Annotated in this window: 14 protein-coding genes and 1 pseudogene; 7 read left to right on the top strand and 8 right to left on the bottom strand. The window is 38.1% G+C overall.

The annotated features are described in order from the left end of the window. Positions 1-20: 20 nt before the first annotated feature. The 3 genes and pseudogenes from rpiA to purM all read right to left on the bottom strand — a co-directional run bounded on the left by rpiA (position 21) and on the right by purM (position 3,270). Positions 21-744, bottom strand: a pseudogene (rpiA, locus tag DYQ05_RS09565) (ribose-5-phosphate isomerase RpiA). Further along, on the bottom strand, positions 722-2,215 hold the full coding sequence (locus tag DYQ05_RS09560) for a type I 3-dehydroquinate dehydratase (RefSeq protein ID WP_206183334.1): 1,494 nt from the start codon (positions 2,213-2,215) through the stop codon (positions 722-724). The pseudogene rpiA and the gene DYQ05_RS09560 overlap by 23 nt, the downstream one beginning before the upstream one ends. Positions 2,216-2,217: 2 nt before the next feature. Continuing rightward, positions 2,218-3,270 carry a phosphoribosylformylglycinamidine cyclo-ligase gene (purM, locus tag DYQ05_RS09555; RefSeq protein ID WP_024465305.1) on the bottom strand — a complete coding sequence of 351 codons (1,053 nt, stop codon included), beginning with the start codon at positions 3,268-3,270 and terminating at the stop codon, positions 2,218-2,220. 131 nt (positions 3,271-3,401) lie between these two features. Between purM and pyrF the strand changes: the two genes are divergently transcribed. From pyrF to dnaJ, 4 genes are all read left to right on the top strand, one after another. Continuing rightward, positions 3,402-4,286, top strand: a complete 885-nt coding sequence (gene pyrF, locus DYQ05_RS09550; protein WP_024466607.1) for an orotidine-5'-phosphate decarboxylase — start codon at positions 3,402-3,404, stop codon at positions 4,284-4,286. 154 nt (positions 4,287-4,440) lie between these two features. After that, positions 4,441-5,214, top strand: a complete 774-nt coding sequence (locus tag DYQ05_RS09545) for a nucleotide exchange factor GrpE (protein ID WP_206183333.1) — start codon at positions 4,441-4,443, stop codon at positions 5,212-5,214. A gap of 17 nt (positions 5,215-5,231) precedes the next feature. Then, complete coding sequence (gene dnaK / locus DYQ05_RS09540) at positions 5,232-7,172, top strand: molecular chaperone DnaK (protein WP_206183332.1); 1,941 nt, start codon at positions 5,232-5,234, stop codon at positions 7,170-7,172. 189 nt (positions 7,173-7,361) lie between these two features. Continuing rightward, a complete protein-coding gene (gene dnaJ / locus DYQ05_RS09535) occupies positions 7,362-8,501 on the top strand; it encodes a molecular chaperone DnaJ (RefSeq protein ID WP_020965785.1) in 1,140 nt (379 codons plus the stop codon). A 5-nt stretch (positions 8,502-8,506) separates the two neighbouring features. On the opposite strand, the gene DYQ05_RS09530 is transcribed toward dnaJ, so the two are convergent. Next, complete coding sequence (locus DYQ05_RS09530) at positions 8,507-10,129, bottom strand: 6-hydroxymethylpterin diphosphokinase MptE-like protein (RefSeq protein ID WP_252723336.1); 1,623 nt, start codon at positions 10,127-10,129, stop codon at positions 8,507-8,509. A gap of 11 nt (positions 10,130-10,140) precedes the next feature. Continuing rightward, positions 10,141-11,679 (bottom strand): peptidyl-prolyl cis-trans isomerase, encoded by a 1,539-nt coding sequence (locus DYQ05_RS09525; RefSeq protein ID WP_206183330.1) that lies wholly within the window; start codon positions 11,677-11,679, stop codon positions 10,141-10,143. 210 nt (positions 11,680-11,889) lie between these two features. Between DYQ05_RS09525 and DYQ05_RS09520 the strand changes: the two genes are divergently transcribed. Then, positions 11,890-13,281 (top strand): L-cystine transporter, encoded by a 1,392-nt coding sequence (locus DYQ05_RS09520; protein ID WP_206183329.1) that lies wholly within the window; start codon positions 11,890-11,892, stop codon positions 13,279-13,281. 2 nt (positions 13,282-13,283) lie between these two features. Then, on the top strand, positions 13,284-13,568 hold the full coding sequence (locus tag DYQ05_RS14365; RefSeq protein WP_264175400.1) for a CC/Se motif family (seleno)protein: 285 nt from the start codon (positions 13,284-13,286) through the stop codon (positions 13,566-13,568). 119 nt (positions 13,569-13,687) lie between these two features. Here DYQ05_RS14365 and DYQ05_RS14030 read toward each other — a convergent pair whose 3' ends face one another. The 3 genes from DYQ05_RS14030 to DYQ05_RS09505 all read right to left on the bottom strand — a co-directional run bounded on the left by DYQ05_RS14030 (position 13,688) and on the right by DYQ05_RS09505 (position 16,412). Next, positions 13,688-14,374 carry a metallopeptidase TldD-related protein gene (locus DYQ05_RS14030; RefSeq protein WP_252723335.1) on the bottom strand — a complete coding sequence of 229 codons (687 nt, stop codon included), beginning with the start codon at positions 14,372-14,374 and terminating at the stop codon, positions 13,688-13,690. A gap of 103 nt (positions 14,375-14,477) precedes the next feature. Next, positions 14,478-14,984, bottom strand: coding sequence for a hypothetical protein (locus DYQ05_RS14025; RefSeq protein ID WP_252723334.1), 507 nt, complete (start codon positions 14,982-14,984; stop codon positions 14,478-14,480). Further along, complete coding sequence (locus tag DYQ05_RS09505) at positions 14,985-16,412, bottom strand: TldD/PmbA family protein (protein ID WP_024469850.1); 1,428 nt, start codon at positions 16,410-16,412, stop codon at positions 14,985-14,987. A gap of 176 nt (positions 16,413-16,588) precedes the next feature. On the opposite strand from DYQ05_RS09505, the gene DYQ05_RS09500 reads away from it, so the two are divergent. After that, the gene (locus DYQ05_RS09500; protein WP_206183328.1) at positions 16,589-18,082 is read left to right on the top strand and encodes an ABC transporter substrate-binding protein; all 1,494 of its coding nucleotides are present in this window, start codon (positions 16,589-16,591) and stop codon (positions 18,080-18,082) included. Positions 18,083-18,184 lie beyond the last annotated feature (102 nt).

Genomic DNA, 18,184 nt, shown 5'->3' with positions numbered 1-18,184 from the left:
TTAATGCATTACGGTTTTTATTATAAGTCAATAACCGTTCCGTCAGCTCGTGCAATAAAGATACGAGGTTTATTTTTTGTAAAAAAGCCGTTTTCCACAATTTTATTTAATTCGATTTCCGCTTTTTTAGGTTCCGGTAAATCGTTTTTACTCCATTTTATATCTAAAATAAAATTTCCCTTATCGGTTATTACAGGGCCCATTTTTTTTTATGCCTTCACGTAAAACAACGCTTATTCCTTTTTTTTCTAAAAGTTTTGTTATGCTCAATCTTGCTTCCGGAATGATTTCTACCGGCAGAGGAAAACATGTTCCGAGTGAATTTAGCTTTTTTCTTTCATCTGCAACTATAACTAATTTCTTTGAATTATATGCAATTATTTTTTCAAGAAGAAGAGCCGCGCCTCCTCCTTTTATTAAATTTTTTTCACAGTCGATTTCGTCAGCTCCGTCAATCGTTAAATCAAGTTCTCCTTTTATTTTTTTTGAGCTTAAAGAATAAACGGGAATGCCTAAATTTTCGCATTCTATTGAAGTTTGAAAACTTGTAGGAACTGCAAAAATATTTTTAAGTTTTCCTTCATTTAAAAGTTCCGCAATGCGGCGCACTGCAGGTATTGCCGTTGACCCCGTTCCAAGTCCTATCTTTATTCCGTCAAATATTTTCTTTTCCGAAAAAAGAGTATCTACCGCACTTCTTGCGGCAAGAATTTTCTGTTCTTCAATACTGATTGTTTTTTTCATATTCTTTTCCTGTAAATAATTTAAATTGGTGATGTGCCTGATACTCAAGCATTTTATAACCGTTGCAAACCTCGCAGCCTGCCGCCCTTGCCCTCTTTAGGAGTTTTGTAGTTTCCGGTCTGTAAATTAAATCGAATATTTTTTCTTTCCCTTTAAACGTATAAAAACTTAAAGGGTCGGTTTCTATATCCGGCTCCATACCCGCAACCGTAGTTTGAATAATTAAATCGGAGTAGGAATAAAGCTGTTTTATATTTATCGGGTCAAGAAGAGCCCATTTAAAGCGGTATTGCTCTGCAAGTGTTTGAGCTCTTTCTGCGGTGCGGTTAAAAATGCACGCCTTTCCGTTTAACGACTTTATAACATGAGCTGCGGCCTTGGCGGCTCCTCCGGCTCCTATAATTGCAATTTTATAGTGATTTAATTTATCTCCGTCTAAAAACTCCAATAAGGCTTGTCTGAAGCCGTCCACATCGGTATTATATCCTGTCCATTTTTTATTTTGCAATAAAAGAGTGTTTACCGCTCCTATCGATTTTGAGTCGTTACTTACGGAATTTATTTCGGAAATAACATCGGTTTTAAAAGGTGCCGTTACAGACAGCCCCTGAATGTTTGCCGCTTCGGCAAACTCCAAAGCTTCTTTTGCATTATCCGCCGAAATGGGAACATAAACGGCGTTTATATTTTGTTTTGCAAATTCTTTATTGTGAAGCTGGGGGCTCAGACTTCCATTAACGTCTTTTCCTATAACTCCGAAAATTTTCGTATCCTCATCTATATTTTTAAACCTGTACAAAGACTGAAGGGTTTCAGGCTCAATAAGCTCTTTTTCAAGCGAGTGTTTTTTTATGTACTCCTGTGTAAAGGTATAAACAATTTCCGAATTGATTTTAGTTGAAAGAATCCGTACAGGTGTTCCGAAAAAACCCATTACGCTTATAATAAAAGGTTCTTCAATTTTTTTTGAGGCTTTAAAAACTTCCGCCGCCTCGTGTAAAGAGGCCGCCCTAAAGGCAAGTTTGGGAATATCGCCTGAGGTTTGTCTTAATCCGTTTACGGTTTTTACAATGTCTTTTATCGGAGTTTTGCTGTGCATACTTCTTATAATTTTTATATCCAAAGCTCTTGCCGCTTCTTCAATTCCCGAAGCTTGAAAATCGCCTTCCAAATCGAGGTATGCAAATTTTTTTTCCGTATCCGAACTGGCAAACGCCAAACCTCGGGCAAAGATAGTCATTCTCGCTCCTTCTCCACCCGTAAAAAAACCTCCGTCGGCTTTTCTGCGCACCGTAAGAATGGAAGGAATCTTTGCCCGTTCAGGAAATTTACGTAAATACAGGATTTCACTTTGGTTTAAACAGTCGGCTCTTAATTCCGCCATGTCTATATAAGCCCTATGCTTTTCCAATACCGAAAGATTTTTTTCGATTGTTTTTTCGGTTAAAACAAGACAAACCTTTGCAGCCATATTTATTCTAAAACCGTAATTGTTTTTTCATGCCGGTTTGAAGCGTTTTTAATTTCGCCTATAACCCAAGATTCTTCGCCTACAAGACTCTGATAGGAATGTACGTTTTCCGGTGAAACTATTGCAATCATTCCTATACCCATGTTAAAAATTCTGTACATTTCATCTTCAAGGGCACCCGTTAATTTTTGAATAAGAGGATAAAGAGGCGGAACAGGCCAAGCGTTTTTTTTCACCTTTATTATAAAGCCGTCTCCGGTAACACGCGGAATATTTTCGAGAAAACCGCCGCCTGTAATATGAGCGAGAGCTTTTATAATTTCCGGGTGTTCTTGTAAAATGGGATAAATGATATTTAAATAAGAGCGGTGAGGAGTAAGTAAAACTTCAAAAAGGGGCTTACCCAATTCCGGATAAACAGTATTTAAATCGATATCCTTAAAAGCCTTGCGTATAAGAGAGTAACCGTTTGTATGAGGGCTGTGAGATTTTAAACCTATTAAAACATCTCCTGCTTGAATATTTTTTTTAGGAAGAATTTTATCCTGTTCTACAACCCCGGTAATTGTCCCTGCAATATCGAATTCTCCTTCCATATAGACTCCGGGCATTTCCGCGGTTTCCCCTCCTATCAGGGCACACCCGGATTCCCTGCACGCCTTTGCCATTCCGCCCACTATATCGGCAATCATTTTGGGATTTAACTTCGAGCTTGCAACATAATCCAAAAAGAAAAGAGGTTTCGCTCCCTGTACAAGAATATCGTCTATGCAATGATTTACTATATCCTGCCCGATAGTGTCGTATATTCCCGCCTGAGCCGCTATTTTAACCTTTGTGCCTACACCGTCGGTAGAACCTACTAAAACAGGTTTATTCATTTTTAACAGCTCCGCAGCGGAAAAAAGTCCTCCGAAAGAACCCAGTTCCGAAAGCACTTGATTCGTATAAGTCGATTTTACTGCGGAACTCATTAACCTTACCGCTTCGTTTCCCGCGTCTATATTCACGCCTGAAGCACTGTAAACCGAGCTTTTATCCGTTTTGGTTTCCATATCCTTTTCCTTATTTGTTTATCTTAACATATTTTAAAGTATTTGGGTAGTGCTTAAAAAGACGGTTTGTAAAATAAAAAACGCCTTCGATTGACATAATTTTAAATTTTCGTTAAAATAATACTTTATATATGAACTATCTTGAGTTGTTAAAAACCTCAGCCGAAAAAACGGGTAATTGTGCCTGTATGGGGCTTGACCCGCAAATAGAGTTTATTCCCAATAAAACCGGAAATATAAAAAAAGATATAACCTGTTTTTTTAAAGAGCTTTTTTTATCTATGAAAGAAAAAAAACTTTATCCTGCGGCATTTAAACCTAATATAGGCTACTATACCGCATCGGATAAGCCGAGAGAAAATAATTTTGACGGTTCGGCTGCTCTTTCCGAAATTATGGATATACTTGAAAAAGAGTTTAAAGGAATTCCCGTAATTCTTGATTCCAAGCGGGGCGATATTGCCCGCTCAAGTTTAAACTATGCAATTGAAGCCTTCGATTGTTGGAAAGCGGACGCGGTTACTGTAAGCCCGTATATGGGAAGCGATTCGGTTTTTCCGTTTATGTCGGAAAGGTATTCGGGATACGGTGCATATATTTTAAACAGAACAAGTAACGGCGGTGCTGCGGATTTTCAAAATTTAAAGTTAAGTTCTTCCCGATTTCTTTACGAAAAGACTGCGGAAAAAATTGCCGAATATGCCGAAAAATATGCGGGAGCCGGTGCCGTTGTGGGAGCTACGGGTACGGAAGAGTTAGCGGCAATTGCAAAAATTTATGCAAAAAAAGGCAATGTGCCTCTTCTTATTCCGGGAGTCGGCTCTCAGGGCGGAAGTGCGAAAGAGGTAATTTCCATTTTAGAAAATGCGGGATATGATTTACGTCTGGTAAGAATAAACAGTTCAAGTTCTCTTACCTGTCCATGGAAAAATTCCGAGGTGCCTGAACGGTATCTTGAAATTTGTATAAACAATATTGAAAAATTGTTAAATGACACAAAAATAAAAACTTATTAAAATCTTTATGTTGCAAGAGGTTTGTCGGAATAAATATTTTTAAAATTATCGAAATTATTACTTTTTTATCTAAAACCTCTTGACCGTTTTTTTATCTGTTATTATCTTGTATTTAAGATATATTAAAAAGTTAGAACAGTATTTGGAGTTTAAGGTGAGCAAGAACCACGAAAAACATGCGGAAAAGCATTCAAAAAAAACAGAGCCTTGCAAGGGTGAGGAACTTAAAAAGGGCTCTTCCGCAGAGAAAGATGAACAATGCGGTGATGACTGCAAACGGAAGGACGCCTCTTCTTCCGAGGTTCATCGGGAAGTACACACCTCTTCCCATACGGAAGACGGTGAAAAAACAAAATCGGAAAATGTTGAGGCTTTCGAGCTTTCCGCGAAACTTGCGGAACTTGAAACGAAGTGTAAAGATTGGCAGGACCAGTATTTAAGAAAGGCTGCCGATTTCGACAATTACCGAAAGCGTATGATTAGAGAAAAGCAGGAAGCTATCGATTATGCGAACACTAATCTGCTGTTGGATTTAATTCAAGTTTTAGATGATTTTGACCGTGCAATCGATGCCGGTAAAGCATCTTTAAACGGGGATAAGGTTCAAAAAGCGGACGGAAGCGAAAATGCTTTTTTGGAAGGCGTTATGATGATAAAAAATCAAATGACGTCTATGTTAAGCTCGAAATACGGGCTGTTATATTACCCCGCTAAAGGTGAAAAATTCGACCCTAACATTCACGAAGCGGTATCGATGATTCAATCGCCGGATGTAAAAGAAGCGGTTGTAGGCGAGGAGCTTCAAAAGGGGTATAAGCTTAAGGAACGGGTAATACGTTCCAGTAAGGTAATGGTGTTAATGCCTGCGGAAGGGCAGGATAAAACGGCGGAAGAAAACTCGACCGTCGATAAACAAAACGAACAATAAGATAGGAGAATTTTAATATGGGAAAGATTATAGGTATTGACTTGGGAACGACGAACTCTTGTGTTTCAGTTATGGAAGGCGGAGAGCCGGTAGTTATCCAAAACTCCGAAGGCGGAAGAACGACTCCGTCCATTGTAGGTTTTACTTCAAAAGACGAGCGCGTTGTAGGACAGCCCGCAAAAAACCAGATGATTACAAACCCCGACCGCACGGTTTATTCGGTAAAACGTTTTATCGGACACCGCTATAATGAACTTACGGAAGAGTTAAAACGGGTTCCGTATAAAATTATCCCGCAAGGCGATGATGTCAGAATCGATATCGACGGAAAGCATTATTCCACACAGGAAATTTCCGCCTTTATTTTACAAAAAATGAAAAAAACTGCGGAAGATTATTTGGGCGAAACCGTAACGGAAGCGGTTATTACCGTTCCCGCTTATTTTAACGACGCACAACGTCAAGCTACAAAAGACGCCGGAAAAATTGCCGGTTTGGACGTAAAGCGTATTATAAATGAACCTACGGCAGCCTCTTTGGCTTTCGGTTTTAATAAGGATTCTAAAAAAGAAAAAACAATTGCCGTATACGATTTGGGAGGCGGAACCTTTGATATTTCAATTTTGGAATTGGGCGACGGTGTCTTTGAAGTAAAATCGACAAACGGAGATACTCACTTGGGCGGAGACGATTTTGATAATCGCATAGTAACTTGGCTTGTAGACGAATTTAAAAAGGACACCGGGATAGATTTATCGAAAGACAGAATGGCCTTACAGCGTTTACGTGAAGCTGCCGAAAAAGCGAAAATAGAACTTTCTTCCGTTGCAAATGCCGATATCAATCTTCCTTTTATTACTGCGGATGCTAACGGGCCTAAGCACTTGCAAAAGAGTTTATCTCGGGCCAAGTTTGAGCAAATGACTGAAGACCTATTCGAGAGAACAAAGGAACCTTGCCGAAAAGCCTTAAAAGATGCAGGTCTTACTCCGGATAAAATAGACGATATTCTTTTGGTAGGCGGGTCTACAAGAATGCCGAAGGTTCTTCAAATTATAAAAGAAATTTTCGGAAAAGAAGGTTCAAAGAGTGTAAACCCCGACGAAGCCGTAGCTATGGGTGCCGCAATTCAAGGCGGTATTTTGGGCGGAGACGTAAAAGATGTTCTCCTTCTTGATGTTACTCCTCTTTCTTTGGGTATTGAAACAATGGGCGGCGTCTTTACACCTCTTATCAACAGAAATACGACAATTCCTACGAGAAAAAGTCAGGTATTTTCCACTGCGGCTGACGGACAAACGGCTGTTTCCATTCATGTTTTGCAGGGAGAACGCGGAATGGCAAATCAAAACCGAACGCTCGGCAATTTCGACCTTGTCGGTATTCCTCCGGCACCGCGCGGAGTGCCGCAAATTGAAGTTACCTTTGACATTGACGCAAACGGAATTGTTCACGTTTCGGCAAAGGATTTGGGTACCGGAAAGGAACAGCATATACGTATTGAAAGCTCAAGCGGCTTAAGCGAAAGCGAAATCGACAGAATGGTTAAAGAAGCCGAAGCCAATGCGGCAAGTGATAAATTGGAAAAGGAAAAGGTTGAAGCTAAAAACAACGCCGATTCTTTAATTTATCAAACCGAAAAAACAATGAAAGAAATGGGCGATAAAATAAATGCCGCCGATAAACAAAAAATTGAGGACTCCATTGCGGCTCTTCGCCAAGCGGTTTCCACCGATGACACTGCCGATATTAAGGCAAAAACCGAAGCTTTACAGCAGGCTGCTTATAAGATTGCGGAAGAAATGTATAAACAGCAGGGACCTAATGCGGGTGCTGGCGGAGCTCAACCCGGAAGCGGCGCTCAAGGCGGCGATACTAATGCAGGTTCTTCAGCTAACGGAAGCGGTACTGCCGATGATGTCGATTATGAAGTTGTACACGATGAAAACGATAAATAAGCGGTAAAACCCTATTTAATATAAAGAAGGGTTTTTAAAACTTTTAACCGGCGGACAGCCTTTGTATTTTAAAGTCTTTCCGCTTAATTTAGGCACTGAATAATCCTTTGCTTCCCGGCAAGATAATTCGGTGCCGATTTTATAAAGTGCTTTATAAAGCATATTAAATTTTTTATTTTGGAGAAACCGGTGCCGTCATCTAAAAGAGATTATTATGAAGTTTTGGGCGTGGAAAAAAACGCCTCCAATGATGAAATTAAAAAAGCCTATAGAAAATTGGCTATTAAATATCACCCCGATAAAAATCCCGGAAATAAAGAAGCCGAGGATAAATTTAAAGAAGCTACCGAAGCGTATGAAATTCTTATCGATGAAAAAAAGCGCGGTATGTATGACCAGTACGGACATGCGGGCGTTGACGGAATGGCCGGCGCAGGCGGTTTTGATTCTTCCATATTTCAGGGATTTGAAGATATTTTCGGAGGCGGAGGTTTTTCGGACTTTTTTGAAAACCTTTTCGGAGGCGGAGGTTTTTCTTCGTCGGGTTTCGGCGGAAGACATTCTGGGCCCGCACGAGGTTCCAATTTGCGCTATGACCTTCAAATTTCCTTTGTAGATGCCGTTTACGGGAAAAAAGCTGAGTTAAGTTATACGCGTAATGAAAAATGTACTCAATGCGGCGGCTCGGGAAGCGAGGGAGGCAGCGGACGTAAGATGTGCCCCGATTGTAAGGGTACGGGACAGGTACGCAGAAGTACCGGTTTTTTTTCTATTGCTTCTACATGTCCGCGCTGCGGAGGAGAGGGCTCCATAATAGAAAAACCCTGTACAAAATGCGGCGGTTCGGGTATTGAGCGTAAAAAACAACGTATTATTGTAACGATTCCTCCGGGTGTTGAAAACGGAAAACGCATAACTATTCCGCGTCAAGGAAATGCAGGACAGGCCGGCGGAGAGTACGGAGATTTATTTGTATTTATCTTTGTACAAAGCCATCCTCATTTTGAAAGAAACGGCGAAGATCTTTATTGCGCCGTGCCTATTTCGATGACACAGGCAGTATTGGGCGGAGAGGTAAATATAAAGTCCCTTGACGGAAAAACTATAAAGGTAAAAATTCCTTCAGGAGTTCAAAACGGAAAGCTTTTGAGGGTAAAAGGCGAGGGTGTTCCTACGGGGATAGGCAGAAAGGGAGACCTTTATATTCAAATTCAAGTGCAAATTCCTACAAAGCTTTCTTCAAAATCGAAGAGTTTACTTAAAGAAATATCCGAACTTGAAGGCGAAAACGAAAATCCCGAATTGATTGCTTTAAAAGATTTACCTTAAAGATTTTAACTTTGTATACGGTATAGAATTTTTAAAAAATATTCAAGCTCTATTCTTATACGGTTTAAAAAATTCGCAGTTAAAAGATTCCGTTTGGAAAAATCTGCAAAATGTAAATACAGATAGGGTACGGAGTTCAGTAAATTTTCTATTTCCGTATCGGAGGCTTTTACCTTGTGCGTAAAAATATTTTTTAAAGTAAGGAGCTTTTCCTTTTCGGTTTTTATAACATTGTAAATTTCTACATGGTATTCTTGAGAAAGGCTTTCATAAAAATGAAAGCCTTTATTTTTATTTAATTTATTTGCTTTATCTATAATTTCTTTTGCGGTATTTTCATTTATCATATTTGAATTTATTAAAAGTCCGTGTTTTCCTATGTCGAAGATATTGGGGGTATGTGAAAATACACGTTTATAAATTTCCGAATAATTTTTTAAATTGGGAGAAGTAAGAACTTTTTTTCCGTTTTTACCCGTTACCCTTTCTATTTTTTCGCCTGTAATACTTGACAGGCTGTATAACGGTTTTAAACGTGTACATGATGAAAATGTTTCATTTACTTGATAACTTATTTTTGAATGTGTAAAGCCCGTACCCCATGAAAAGTCCAAGCCCGTATGAAAAATGGGTATACCTGGACTTGCAAGAATTTTTGCAATACTTAATGCGGAAAGTCCTACGGAACCCATCGGTTCGATAAGCGGAGGTAAAAGTTTTTTTTCCGCAAGTTTATCGAAAAAAGATGAACTCGTATACTCCGTAAAAAAAAATGTAAAAATTCCTTTTAAGGTTTGTACCGCATAAGGATTGGAAGTTAAATCGGCAATTATCGGGATTTTCGAATTCGCTAAGCCTATAAAAGCTTTTTGTATCCAATATTGGGATTCTAAAACAATTATTGCATCGGGTTTTATTTTAGGCAATAACCGCGCCGCTGCGGCATCTACAGCTAAAATAAAAAGATTGTTTTTATTTTCTTCGATGAATTTTATCGAGCCGTCCAATGAGGGGCCGGCTCCTACCGTAAGTATGGGTTTAAAAATACCGTTCGGTTTGAGTTTTTTAATTCTGTCTTTATTTTTTAAAATTTCTATGTAATTTTTAAAAACATTGCGCGCGTAGTTTCTTCCGAATTGTATTAGGGTTAATTTGTTAATCCAAAAACGGGAAATATATTCCGAAGTAAAGTCTTCAACGGTTTTATAAAAATCGCCGTATAAAGCCGCCCCTGCGGAAAAATCCAGGCGTATAATTTTTTTTAATTTTTTATCTGCGGTATCTTTTTCTATTTTTTTTAAAAAAAGATGTACCGACTCGGTTCGGGCATAAAAAAAATTTTCGTGTTTAAAAATCGAAGGGTCGATGTTTTTAAGAGAAAAATCCATTAAGGCCTTATCGTATTCTATTGCAGCGGCAAAAGAAGAAGAAGGCAGTTTTTTTAAAAGTTCGGATAAGCCGTAGCCTAAAAGAGGGGAAACACATAAAACCAATGTTTCAGGCGGAATTGTAATTCCGTCAATTAAACTGAGGATTGCTTTTTTCGGAGCATACCGCGAATAAAGGTACTTATTTTTATAAAAAACCGAAAAACCCGAGCTTGTAGAAATAAGTTCGGGTTTTTCCATTCCGCTGTCCATCAGTTAAAAATTTTGCTGAAGTTGTTTTCAAACTTGGGACTGTCAAAAATATAGTTAATAAAGGTTGTTTGGGCAATCGGAAGAGGGTAGTTTATACCGCTGATTCCCATAATCATTGCAAGGTTGTAATAAGGGTGCCAAGAGCCGGCTTGTGCTTCATATCCCGTTTTTGTGCTGTTTAAAGTGTATTCATCTATTTCTTTTTCTTCATTAACTTTAAAGACGGCAACTTCGGAACCTGCCGTAATAGGCTCCGAAATTTCTTCGGATTTTAATGCAAAGACGGTTTTGAAAAAATTTTCATTTTGCGCAAGTATATTAAATACGGTTTGAGAAGGAAGAGGCTGTAAAAGCCGGGCATTTCCGTAATTGATTCCGAAAGAAGATGTAGTTTCTACCGTCAGATTCGTTTCGGTGAAATTCTTTGCGGCTTTTTCAAAACCTTCCGTACGCGCTTTTTCGGCAAATCTTTTCGCCGCTTTTATAAGATAATCTTCGATAATACCTTTTTCGCTTCGATTCATATAGCTTCGTATATTTGCGACTACGGCTTCACTTGAAAAATCGGGTTTTGTCGGTTCGGAATCGCAGCGTACAATTGCAAATGTTCCGTTATTCAGTTTAACGGCACCGCTTAAATCCGAAGGTTTAAGCTCCAAGATTTGTTTAAGATGTTCGTTATCCGGGAACAGTCTGTTTATATCGGTTCTATAGTTTGAAATAAGTTTTCCGGAATCCGTAGTTAAAGTTTTAGACGTATTTAATATAACGGCCTCATCGAATTTTATATCTCCGTTTTTTAGCGAAACAAGCATTTTTTTTGCTTCTTCTTCGGTATTGTATGTTAAAACGGAAAAATCATATTGCGTAAATAAATCGCCGTGTTCTTCTCCGTATTTTACTATTTCGGAAGACGGATACATACCCGTATTAAACGTAACATATTGAAAACTTCTTTCTTTTTTTGCCATATTTGCTACAAAGTCCGCTTCCTTTGAGGATATTTTAAGACCGTAAGAATTTCCGTTTCCGAAAACATCTTCAATATAGCGTGTTTGTAAAAGAGCCCTTTCCATAGATTTTCTGTAAGCGGCTCTGGTGGTTTCAGGCGTTTGTGAATATTTTAAATCGGAATATGAGCCGGTTTCGTCAAGATAATGATTTACAAGCTCTTTGTCCACTTTGAAAAGCGGAGCGGTATAGCCGATATTGTCCATTTCGGATTCAATAGCCGTTTGAATTACAGCCAATCTAAAGCTCAAATACAGCAATTGATGTTGAAAGCTCTCTGCAGCCTGAGCATTCTGCGGGATTATATTTTGTTGTTCGGCAAAATTTTTTAAATAGCCGTATTGGTTACGGAAGGAAGAAGATATGCCGTTATCGATTTTAATCCCGTTCCATGAGCCTAAAACAATGTATTGATTGTTGCTCGCCATGTTTTCGCCTATTATCGGAGCGACTATAAATGCGATAATTGCAAGACCTAAAATAATTATTCCTCCGGCTGAAGCTGCAATTTTTTTCGTATTCACCATAAAAACCTCTAAACATTAAGTTAAATAATAACAATAGAAGATATCACGTATAAAAGGCTTTGTCAATACATAAACGACTTGTATGATAAAGCCTTTTTATTTGCGGTGTCTTGAAAAATAAAGTATTTTACTGTAAAATACGCATCCTCCTTGCCGGATGCAGGTTAAAAGCTGCGGAGGGAGAATAAAAAAAGAGTTAGGAGAAAATTTATGTCAGGTATTGACCAAAATGTAATATTGACTGCGGTTAATGTTATAATTTTCGCAATTCTAACGGTATTGCTGATATTTATGAAAAAAAGAAATTTATCTTTTACCGTTAGGGTTATGACAGCCTTGATTTTGGGTATCATTATCGGAGTCGCCTTTCAACTGATTTACGGGTTCGGCAGTCCCGTTATTTCAAAATCCAATTCATGGATAGGAATTATAGGTTCAGGTTATGTAAGATTATTGAGAATGATTGTTATTCCGTTGGTATTTATTTCAATTTTGGGTGCAATTATAAATCAAAAAACCGGAAACCTCGGAAAAACTGCGGGTAGAGTGCTTGCGGTTTTGCTTATTACAACTGCCGTTTCAGCCTTTGTAGGAGCCTTCGTAACTGTCGGTTTCGGACTGAAAGCCGGAGATTTGCAGGCCGGGGAAGCCGAGCAGGCAAGGGGCGCATTACTTGAAAAGAAGTTGGACGATTTTTCTTCAAAGCCCATACAGCAGCAAATTATAGAAATTATACCTACGAATCCGTTTTACGCTATGACGGGGCAGGGCGGTAATTCCACACTTGCAACCGTTTTTTTTGCAGCTATGCTGGGTATTGCTACGGTTCAGCTGCGTAGGATTAAAAGAGAGCCTGCGGAAAAATTCGGAGATTTTGTGCAAATGCTTCATGATATAATTATGCGGCTTGTTCAAATAATCTTGCGGTTGACTCCTTACGGTGTATTTGCTTTAATGGCAAATATAGCTTCAAGCAGTAATTATAGCGATATTTTCAGATTGATAAAATTCGTTCTTGCTTCGTATGCCGCTTTAATTATTATGTTTATAATTCATCTTGTAATTTTAGCCTTATTCGGTATAAACCCGGTTAAATATTTAAAAAAAGCTTTGGAGCCTCTTATGTTCGGCTTTATATCCAGGTCTTCCGCCGGAACCCTTCCTTTAACCGTAAAAACGCAGATTGAAAAAATAGGAGTGCCTGAGGGAATTGCCAATTTATCGGCGTCATTGGGAACAAGTATAGGACAAAACGGTTGTGCCGGAATATATCCTGCTATGCTTGCCGTTATGATTGCTCCGTCTTTAGGTATATCTCCTTTGGACCCGACCTTTTTAATAAAACTGGCAATTGTAGTAACTTTTGCTTCTTTCGGTATTGCGGGTGTAGGCGGAGGGGCAACTTTTGCCGCTTTGACGGTTCTTTCCGCGATGGGAATGCCTGTAGGCTTGGCGGGCTTGCTTGTTGCCATAGAACCCTTAATTGATATGGGTAGAACCTCTTTGAACGTAAACGGTTCAATTGTAGCCGGAGTTGTTACGGCCAAAACAATGAAAGAATTGAATACGGAAATTTTTAATGAAGATAAAAAGGAAGTGTAACTATGCGTATAATTATAGAACAGAATGCAAAAAAAATTATCAGTGAAACGGGAAAAAATTCCGTTTATCTTTTTTTAAAAGGCTGCGCTTCGTGAGGTACCGGAGAACCGCAACCGACCGTGCTTGTCGGGCAGCCGAGTAAAATCGATGATTTTAATTTAATACAGGTTGATGAAATTTCCGTATATGTAAAAAAAGGTGTAATTGCAAATGACGATACTCTTACTATATCTGCAAAACGCTTTTTATGGAAAGAATCTCTTGTAGTACAGGGTATGGCTTATTAAATTATAAGCGATATAAAAGAATTAAAGTTTTGCGGGTGAGGTTGTTGATTTTTTTTAGCCTTGTCCCGATTTTAAAGGAAAAATGCCGCTTTGCACCGAAGCGGCATTTTTTTTAATATTTACTCACCTAAAACTTCCATATCGGGAATCATTACGCTTTTAGGCCCCGAATAATTTGAGAGTTGAACCGTTTCCTTTGTAAAAAAGAATTCTTTTTGAGCCTCGAACATATTTCCCGAAATCGAACCGTTATTTACAATATGAATTTCTTTTCCGTCAAAGTAACGGGCGAGCCTGAACTCTCCGCCGAAGTCTCCCGTTATGCTGTCTTGGAAAAAATCCGAAAAGGTTAAAATTTCCAAATAGGGTTGTGCTTTTAATTCGGCTTCCGTCTTTGTTCCGGCCGACACTTCAAAATTGTCTATTTTTCCGGTAGGAGCAACATTTAAATAATGCGAAAAACGGAGAGAGCCGTGGTAAGTTTTTACGATGCCGTCTTTAAAAAGCTCATGCTCTTTAAGTAAAAGCCCGTCCGAATCGTATGGAGCTGAAGAAGGCGAATTATGCAAATTGGGAACAAGTTTAATATTTACCTTATCTCCCTTAATTTCTTCCCCTTGAAAATTTACACCTAATTTTGCGCGGGAAGATTTCGTATAAACCATAGAAGCGGAGCTTTGTTCGATATAAAAGTTAAAAAAGGAAGCTACAGCCTTATTGGTAATGATAACGTTAATCGAATTAAGGTGTTTTGCCTTTTGTGCTGCGGCTCGTTCTTCCGTTTCTTTAAGCTGATTTGTAATCATCTCATCTATAAGGCTTTCGCTTTCGGTTGCAAAAGAAGAAGCTCCGTAAATTTCAACATCTTCTTTTCCGATAGAACAGTTCGTAATAACTTCGATAAATCCGTTATATTTTTTTATAATTTACATCTATGCCTTCGGAATTGATAATTTGCACTTCTATGTTATCGATAAAAATTTCCGCCGAATTTAACTCAGCCTTTGTGCTGCGTTTTTTGTAAATTGAATTTTTAATTTTAATAAGCTCCCCGTTTAAATTTTCCGTATCGAATGAGGAAGTAATTTTAAACGGCTTTTCCGTTGAAGGTTTTGCCAAAGGGTACCATTCATTTTTTACAAAACCAGCCGCGAAAGCCGCCGCTTCTATTTTTTTTATAATTTCTTCACAACTCATAGTAGGAGGTATTTTTACATCGGCTGAACCTCTGTATTTTTTACCGTTTTCTTCAAAATCTTTGTAAACGGTAAGAAGAATATGTGTAACGTTTTTTGCCCTGTTCATATCCATTTTGTTTTTTACAAAAAACATTTCGGCGGAACGGGTTTTTGAAATTACCGTTCTATAGCCGCTTATGTTTTGCTTTTTTAAAATCGAAATAATTTTTTCTTTCATTTAGCCCAATCTCCCTACAGCCTTAATATATGCGCCGCCTGCCGAAGTGCGTACATATTCTTTATATCCCTTACCGCAAAAACCTGAACCTCCGAGTTGAAAATCTTCTTCACCTGAAATCATCGAAATGGAAGAAAGAAGTTCAGGCACATAACCGGTTAAAAAAATAGGCCCTACAATTTTACCTGTAAGTTTTCCGTCTTTTATTTCATAACCTTTTTCCACCGCACACTGAATACCCCAGTTTTTCGGGTCTTCCATTCCGCTAAAGTATCCGTCCAAAAGATAGCCTGAGTTAACCGATTTTATCATTTCTTCCAGTGTGGAATTTTTTGTACCGAAAAACGTATTTGTCATTCTTGTATAAGCCTTTCGCTCAAACGATTCACGCTTGCCGTTGCCTGTGGGTTTTACGCCTAAGCTTAAAGCGGAAAGCATATCGCAAATTCCGCGTTTTAAAATTCCCTTTTCGATAATCTGAGTATCTTGTGCAAGAGTACCTTCGTCGTCAAAAAGATATGAAGAAACCTGTTCGGCAGCCGCCGCTCCGTCGTGCATATCCGTAATTTCGGAAGCGACTTTTTTATTTATAAACTCTTTTGCCTTGGCTCTTTCTTTTACGAACATATCCATTTCTACGCCGTGTCCGAAAGCTTCATGCGCAATAAGACCTGTAACGTCCTGTTTACAAATAATTTCATATACTCCGGGTTTAATTTTTTCCGCTTGCAAAAGCTCCATTGTAGAGTCTATACTCGTTTTTACAGCTTTTTCCACAGTATGCAAAAGCTCCATTCCGCAATTACCTGAAAATGCTTTAAAACTGTATTTTACTTCTTCACCTTTTTTCAAATACGGAATAAGATACGAAATCGCATAAACATAAGATTGTTCCAAATCTTTTTTTTGTGAAAGGAATATTTTGCATACGGAAACTTCTTCATAGCGTACTTGAAAGTCTATCATTGACGGGCAATAATCAAAGCCCGCTTTCATAATCTTTTCAAGTCGTCTAATTTTTTGTTCCGAAGTAACGGAATTAAAACTTTCTTTTACTTCAGCATAAAAACTTTTTGTAATTTTTTCTTCTTCAATTACCGGATATTTTGTAATATCGCAATTGTCGGATTTTAAAAATTCAATATCGTCTTTTGCAATTTGCCTTATATTCTTCTTTATTTCTTCGATATCGAGAGTGTTAAAAGAATACTCGGAATAACCAATGCCGTTATAAACGCGCAAAACGAAACCTCTTTCGGTAGAAAAGGAATCGCTCACCGACACGGCATTTTTTCTTACCGAAAAAGCCTCTCCCTTTGAATCGCTTCCTAGAACGGAAACATACTTAAATTCATTAGAAAGTTCTTCTATAAGCTTTTTAAGCAGGGGTTTACTTTCAATTAAAAATTGAGACATTGTTGCTTTCATATAAAAACAGTCCTTAATAAAATTTATAACAGGTATATATAATTATCTAAAATAAATATATACTTAAAACGCTTTTTAATCAAGATTATAAGTTAAAAAAATTATATTTACAACAAAGCTGCGGTTGACTTTTTATATTCGTTGATATAGTATATAAAACTCGGAGAGTGATAAATATGAAAAAAATAAAATTTGTTTTATCGGCAGCGGCTCTTTTGCTCGTGTTAAGCTGCTCGAATAAAGAAAGCGGTAAAGCCGAAACCGAAAGACCTATATATATAGGTCAAACATGGATTTTGGAAGCTGAAGGCCCTCTTAACGCAAGTGTCCCGTGGTCTATGACAAGTTCAGGTATAAGCGAAACCGTTTATATGCTTGATGAAAGCGGTAATTTATATTCGCGCTTTATTAAAGAAGTTGAACGGATTGATGATTTAAAGTGGAAAGCCCTTATGAAAGAAGAGGCAAAATTTTCAGACGGAGAAACGGTGAATGCAAAAACTCTTTGCGGCGCAATGAATGAAATAATGGAAAAGAATAAATTTTCCAATGCAACCGCAGGTATTATAACTTTTATGCCTTTAAGCGACTTTGAGTTTGAAATTAAAACCGAAAGACCTGCAGAAAGTATAAAATCCGTTTTTGCGGAATGGAGCAATGTGGTATTTAAAAGATTGGAAAACGGTAAATTTGTTTTTACGGGTCCGTATATTATTGAGAAAATAGATGCAGGCAATGAACTGGTTTTAGAGCCGAATCCGTATTATCCGAATGCCGAAAACAGGAGTAAGGTTATAATAAAATTATTTAAAGATGAGGCCGCTATGAAACTTGCATATTCGGCAGGTGAATTGGATATGGCTTTTACGGTAACGCCTGAAGTCGCAAAAATGCTTGAAGCGGAAAAGCATATCGTAAAAACTATTGATGCCGGCTATCAGTATTTCGGTATAGTAAATACGGCTTCAAATATTCTTAGTGATATAAATGTGAGAACCGCTTTAAATTTCGGGTTAAACAGAGAGGATTATATTACCGCATTAAAGGGCGGCCGCATTCCGACGGGTATTTTTGCTTCATATTATAAGTTTGCGGGAAATTGCAGTTTAAAGTATGATAAACAAAGGGCTCAAAAAATTTTAGATGAAGCCGGCTGGATTATGGGAAGCGACGGAATTAGAGAAAAGGCCGGTAAAAAATTGGAGCTTAAACTTGTAACCTATCCTTCGCGTCCTGACCTTACGGTAATTATGCAGATAATGGCTTCACAAATGCAGGAACTTGGAATTAAGCCGTATACCGAAATTGTAGATAATATAGACGGAAAGGCAAAGTCCGGAGAATTCGATTTAATATTATATGCGCAGCATACGGCTCCTACGGGAGACCCGTCTTTCTTTTTAAATCAGTTTTTCAGAAGCGAACAGGCTAAGAATTTTTCAAGATATAATTCCGCAAAGGTGGATGAGCTTTTAAAAGAAATGGGTTCCGTAGATTTTGATAAAAAAATAAGTTATGCAAAAGATATTCAGGAAATAATTTTTACGGACCTTCCGGTTTTGTATCTTGTAGACCCGCAATGGCATATTGCTCTTTCAGACAGACTTAAAAATTACAAGCCTTATTGCGGCGATTATTATATCGTTAACTCTGAATTATTTGTAAAATAAATTTAAAATGAAACCGGAGATAAAATATTGCTTTAATTTTTTTATAAAATGTTGTATTGTTTTTTTAGGTGCTACCCTGTTTGCTTTCGGGATAAGCAGGGC

Origin of the sequence: Treponema pedis, from assembly GCF_017161325.1 — a bacterium.
In the GTDB taxonomy this organism is placed as follows: Bacteria; Spirochaetota; Spirochaetia; order Treponematales; family Treponemataceae; genus Treponema_B; species Treponema_B pedis.
This window is presented reverse-complemented; position numbering and strand designations above follow the sequence as displayed.

Excerpts from the sequence above, each read along its gene's own strand:
- DYQ05_RS09560 (WP_206183334.1), bottom strand. The coding sequence starts at position 2,215 with ATGGCTGCAAAGGTTTGTCTTGTTTTAACCGAAAAAACAATCGAAAAA.
- purM (WP_024465305.1), bottom strand. The coding sequence starts at position 3,270 with ATGGAAACCAAAACGGATAAAAGCTCGGTTTACAGTGCTTCAGGCGTG.
- pyrF (WP_024466607.1), top strand. The coding sequence starts at position 3,402 with ATGAACTATCTTGAGTTGTTAAAAACCTCAGCCGAAAAAACGGGTAAT.
- dnaK (WP_206183332.1), top strand. The coding sequence starts at position 5,232 with ATGGGAAAGATTATAGGTATTGACTTGGGAACGACGAACTCTTGTGTT.
- DYQ05_RS09530 (WP_252723336.1), bottom strand. The coding sequence starts at position 10,129 with ATGGAAAAACCCGAACTTATTTCTACAAGCTCGGGTTTTTCGGTTTTT.
- DYQ05_RS09525 (WP_206183330.1), bottom strand. The coding sequence starts at position 11,679 with ATGGTGAATACGAAAAAAATTGCAGCTTCAGCCGGAGGAATAATTATT.
- DYQ05_RS09520 (WP_206183329.1), top strand. The coding sequence starts at position 11,890 with ATGTCAGGTATTGACCAAAATGTAATATTGACTGCGGTTAATGTTATA.
- DYQ05_RS14030 (WP_252723335.1), bottom strand. The coding sequence starts at position 14,374 with ATGATTACAAATCAGCTTAAAGAAACGGAAGAACGAGCCGCAGCACAA.
- DYQ05_RS14025 (WP_252723334.1), bottom strand. The coding sequence starts at position 14,984 with ATGAAAGAAAAAATTATTTCGATTTTAAAAAAGCAAAACATAAGCGGC.
- DYQ05_RS09505 (WP_024469850.1), bottom strand. The coding sequence starts at position 16,412 with ATGAAAGCAACAATGTCTCAATTTTTAATTGAAAGTAAACCCCTGCTT.
- DYQ05_RS09500 (WP_206183328.1), top strand. The coding sequence starts at position 16,589 with ATGAAAAAAATAAAATTTGTTTTATCGGCAGCGGCTCTTTTGCTCGTG.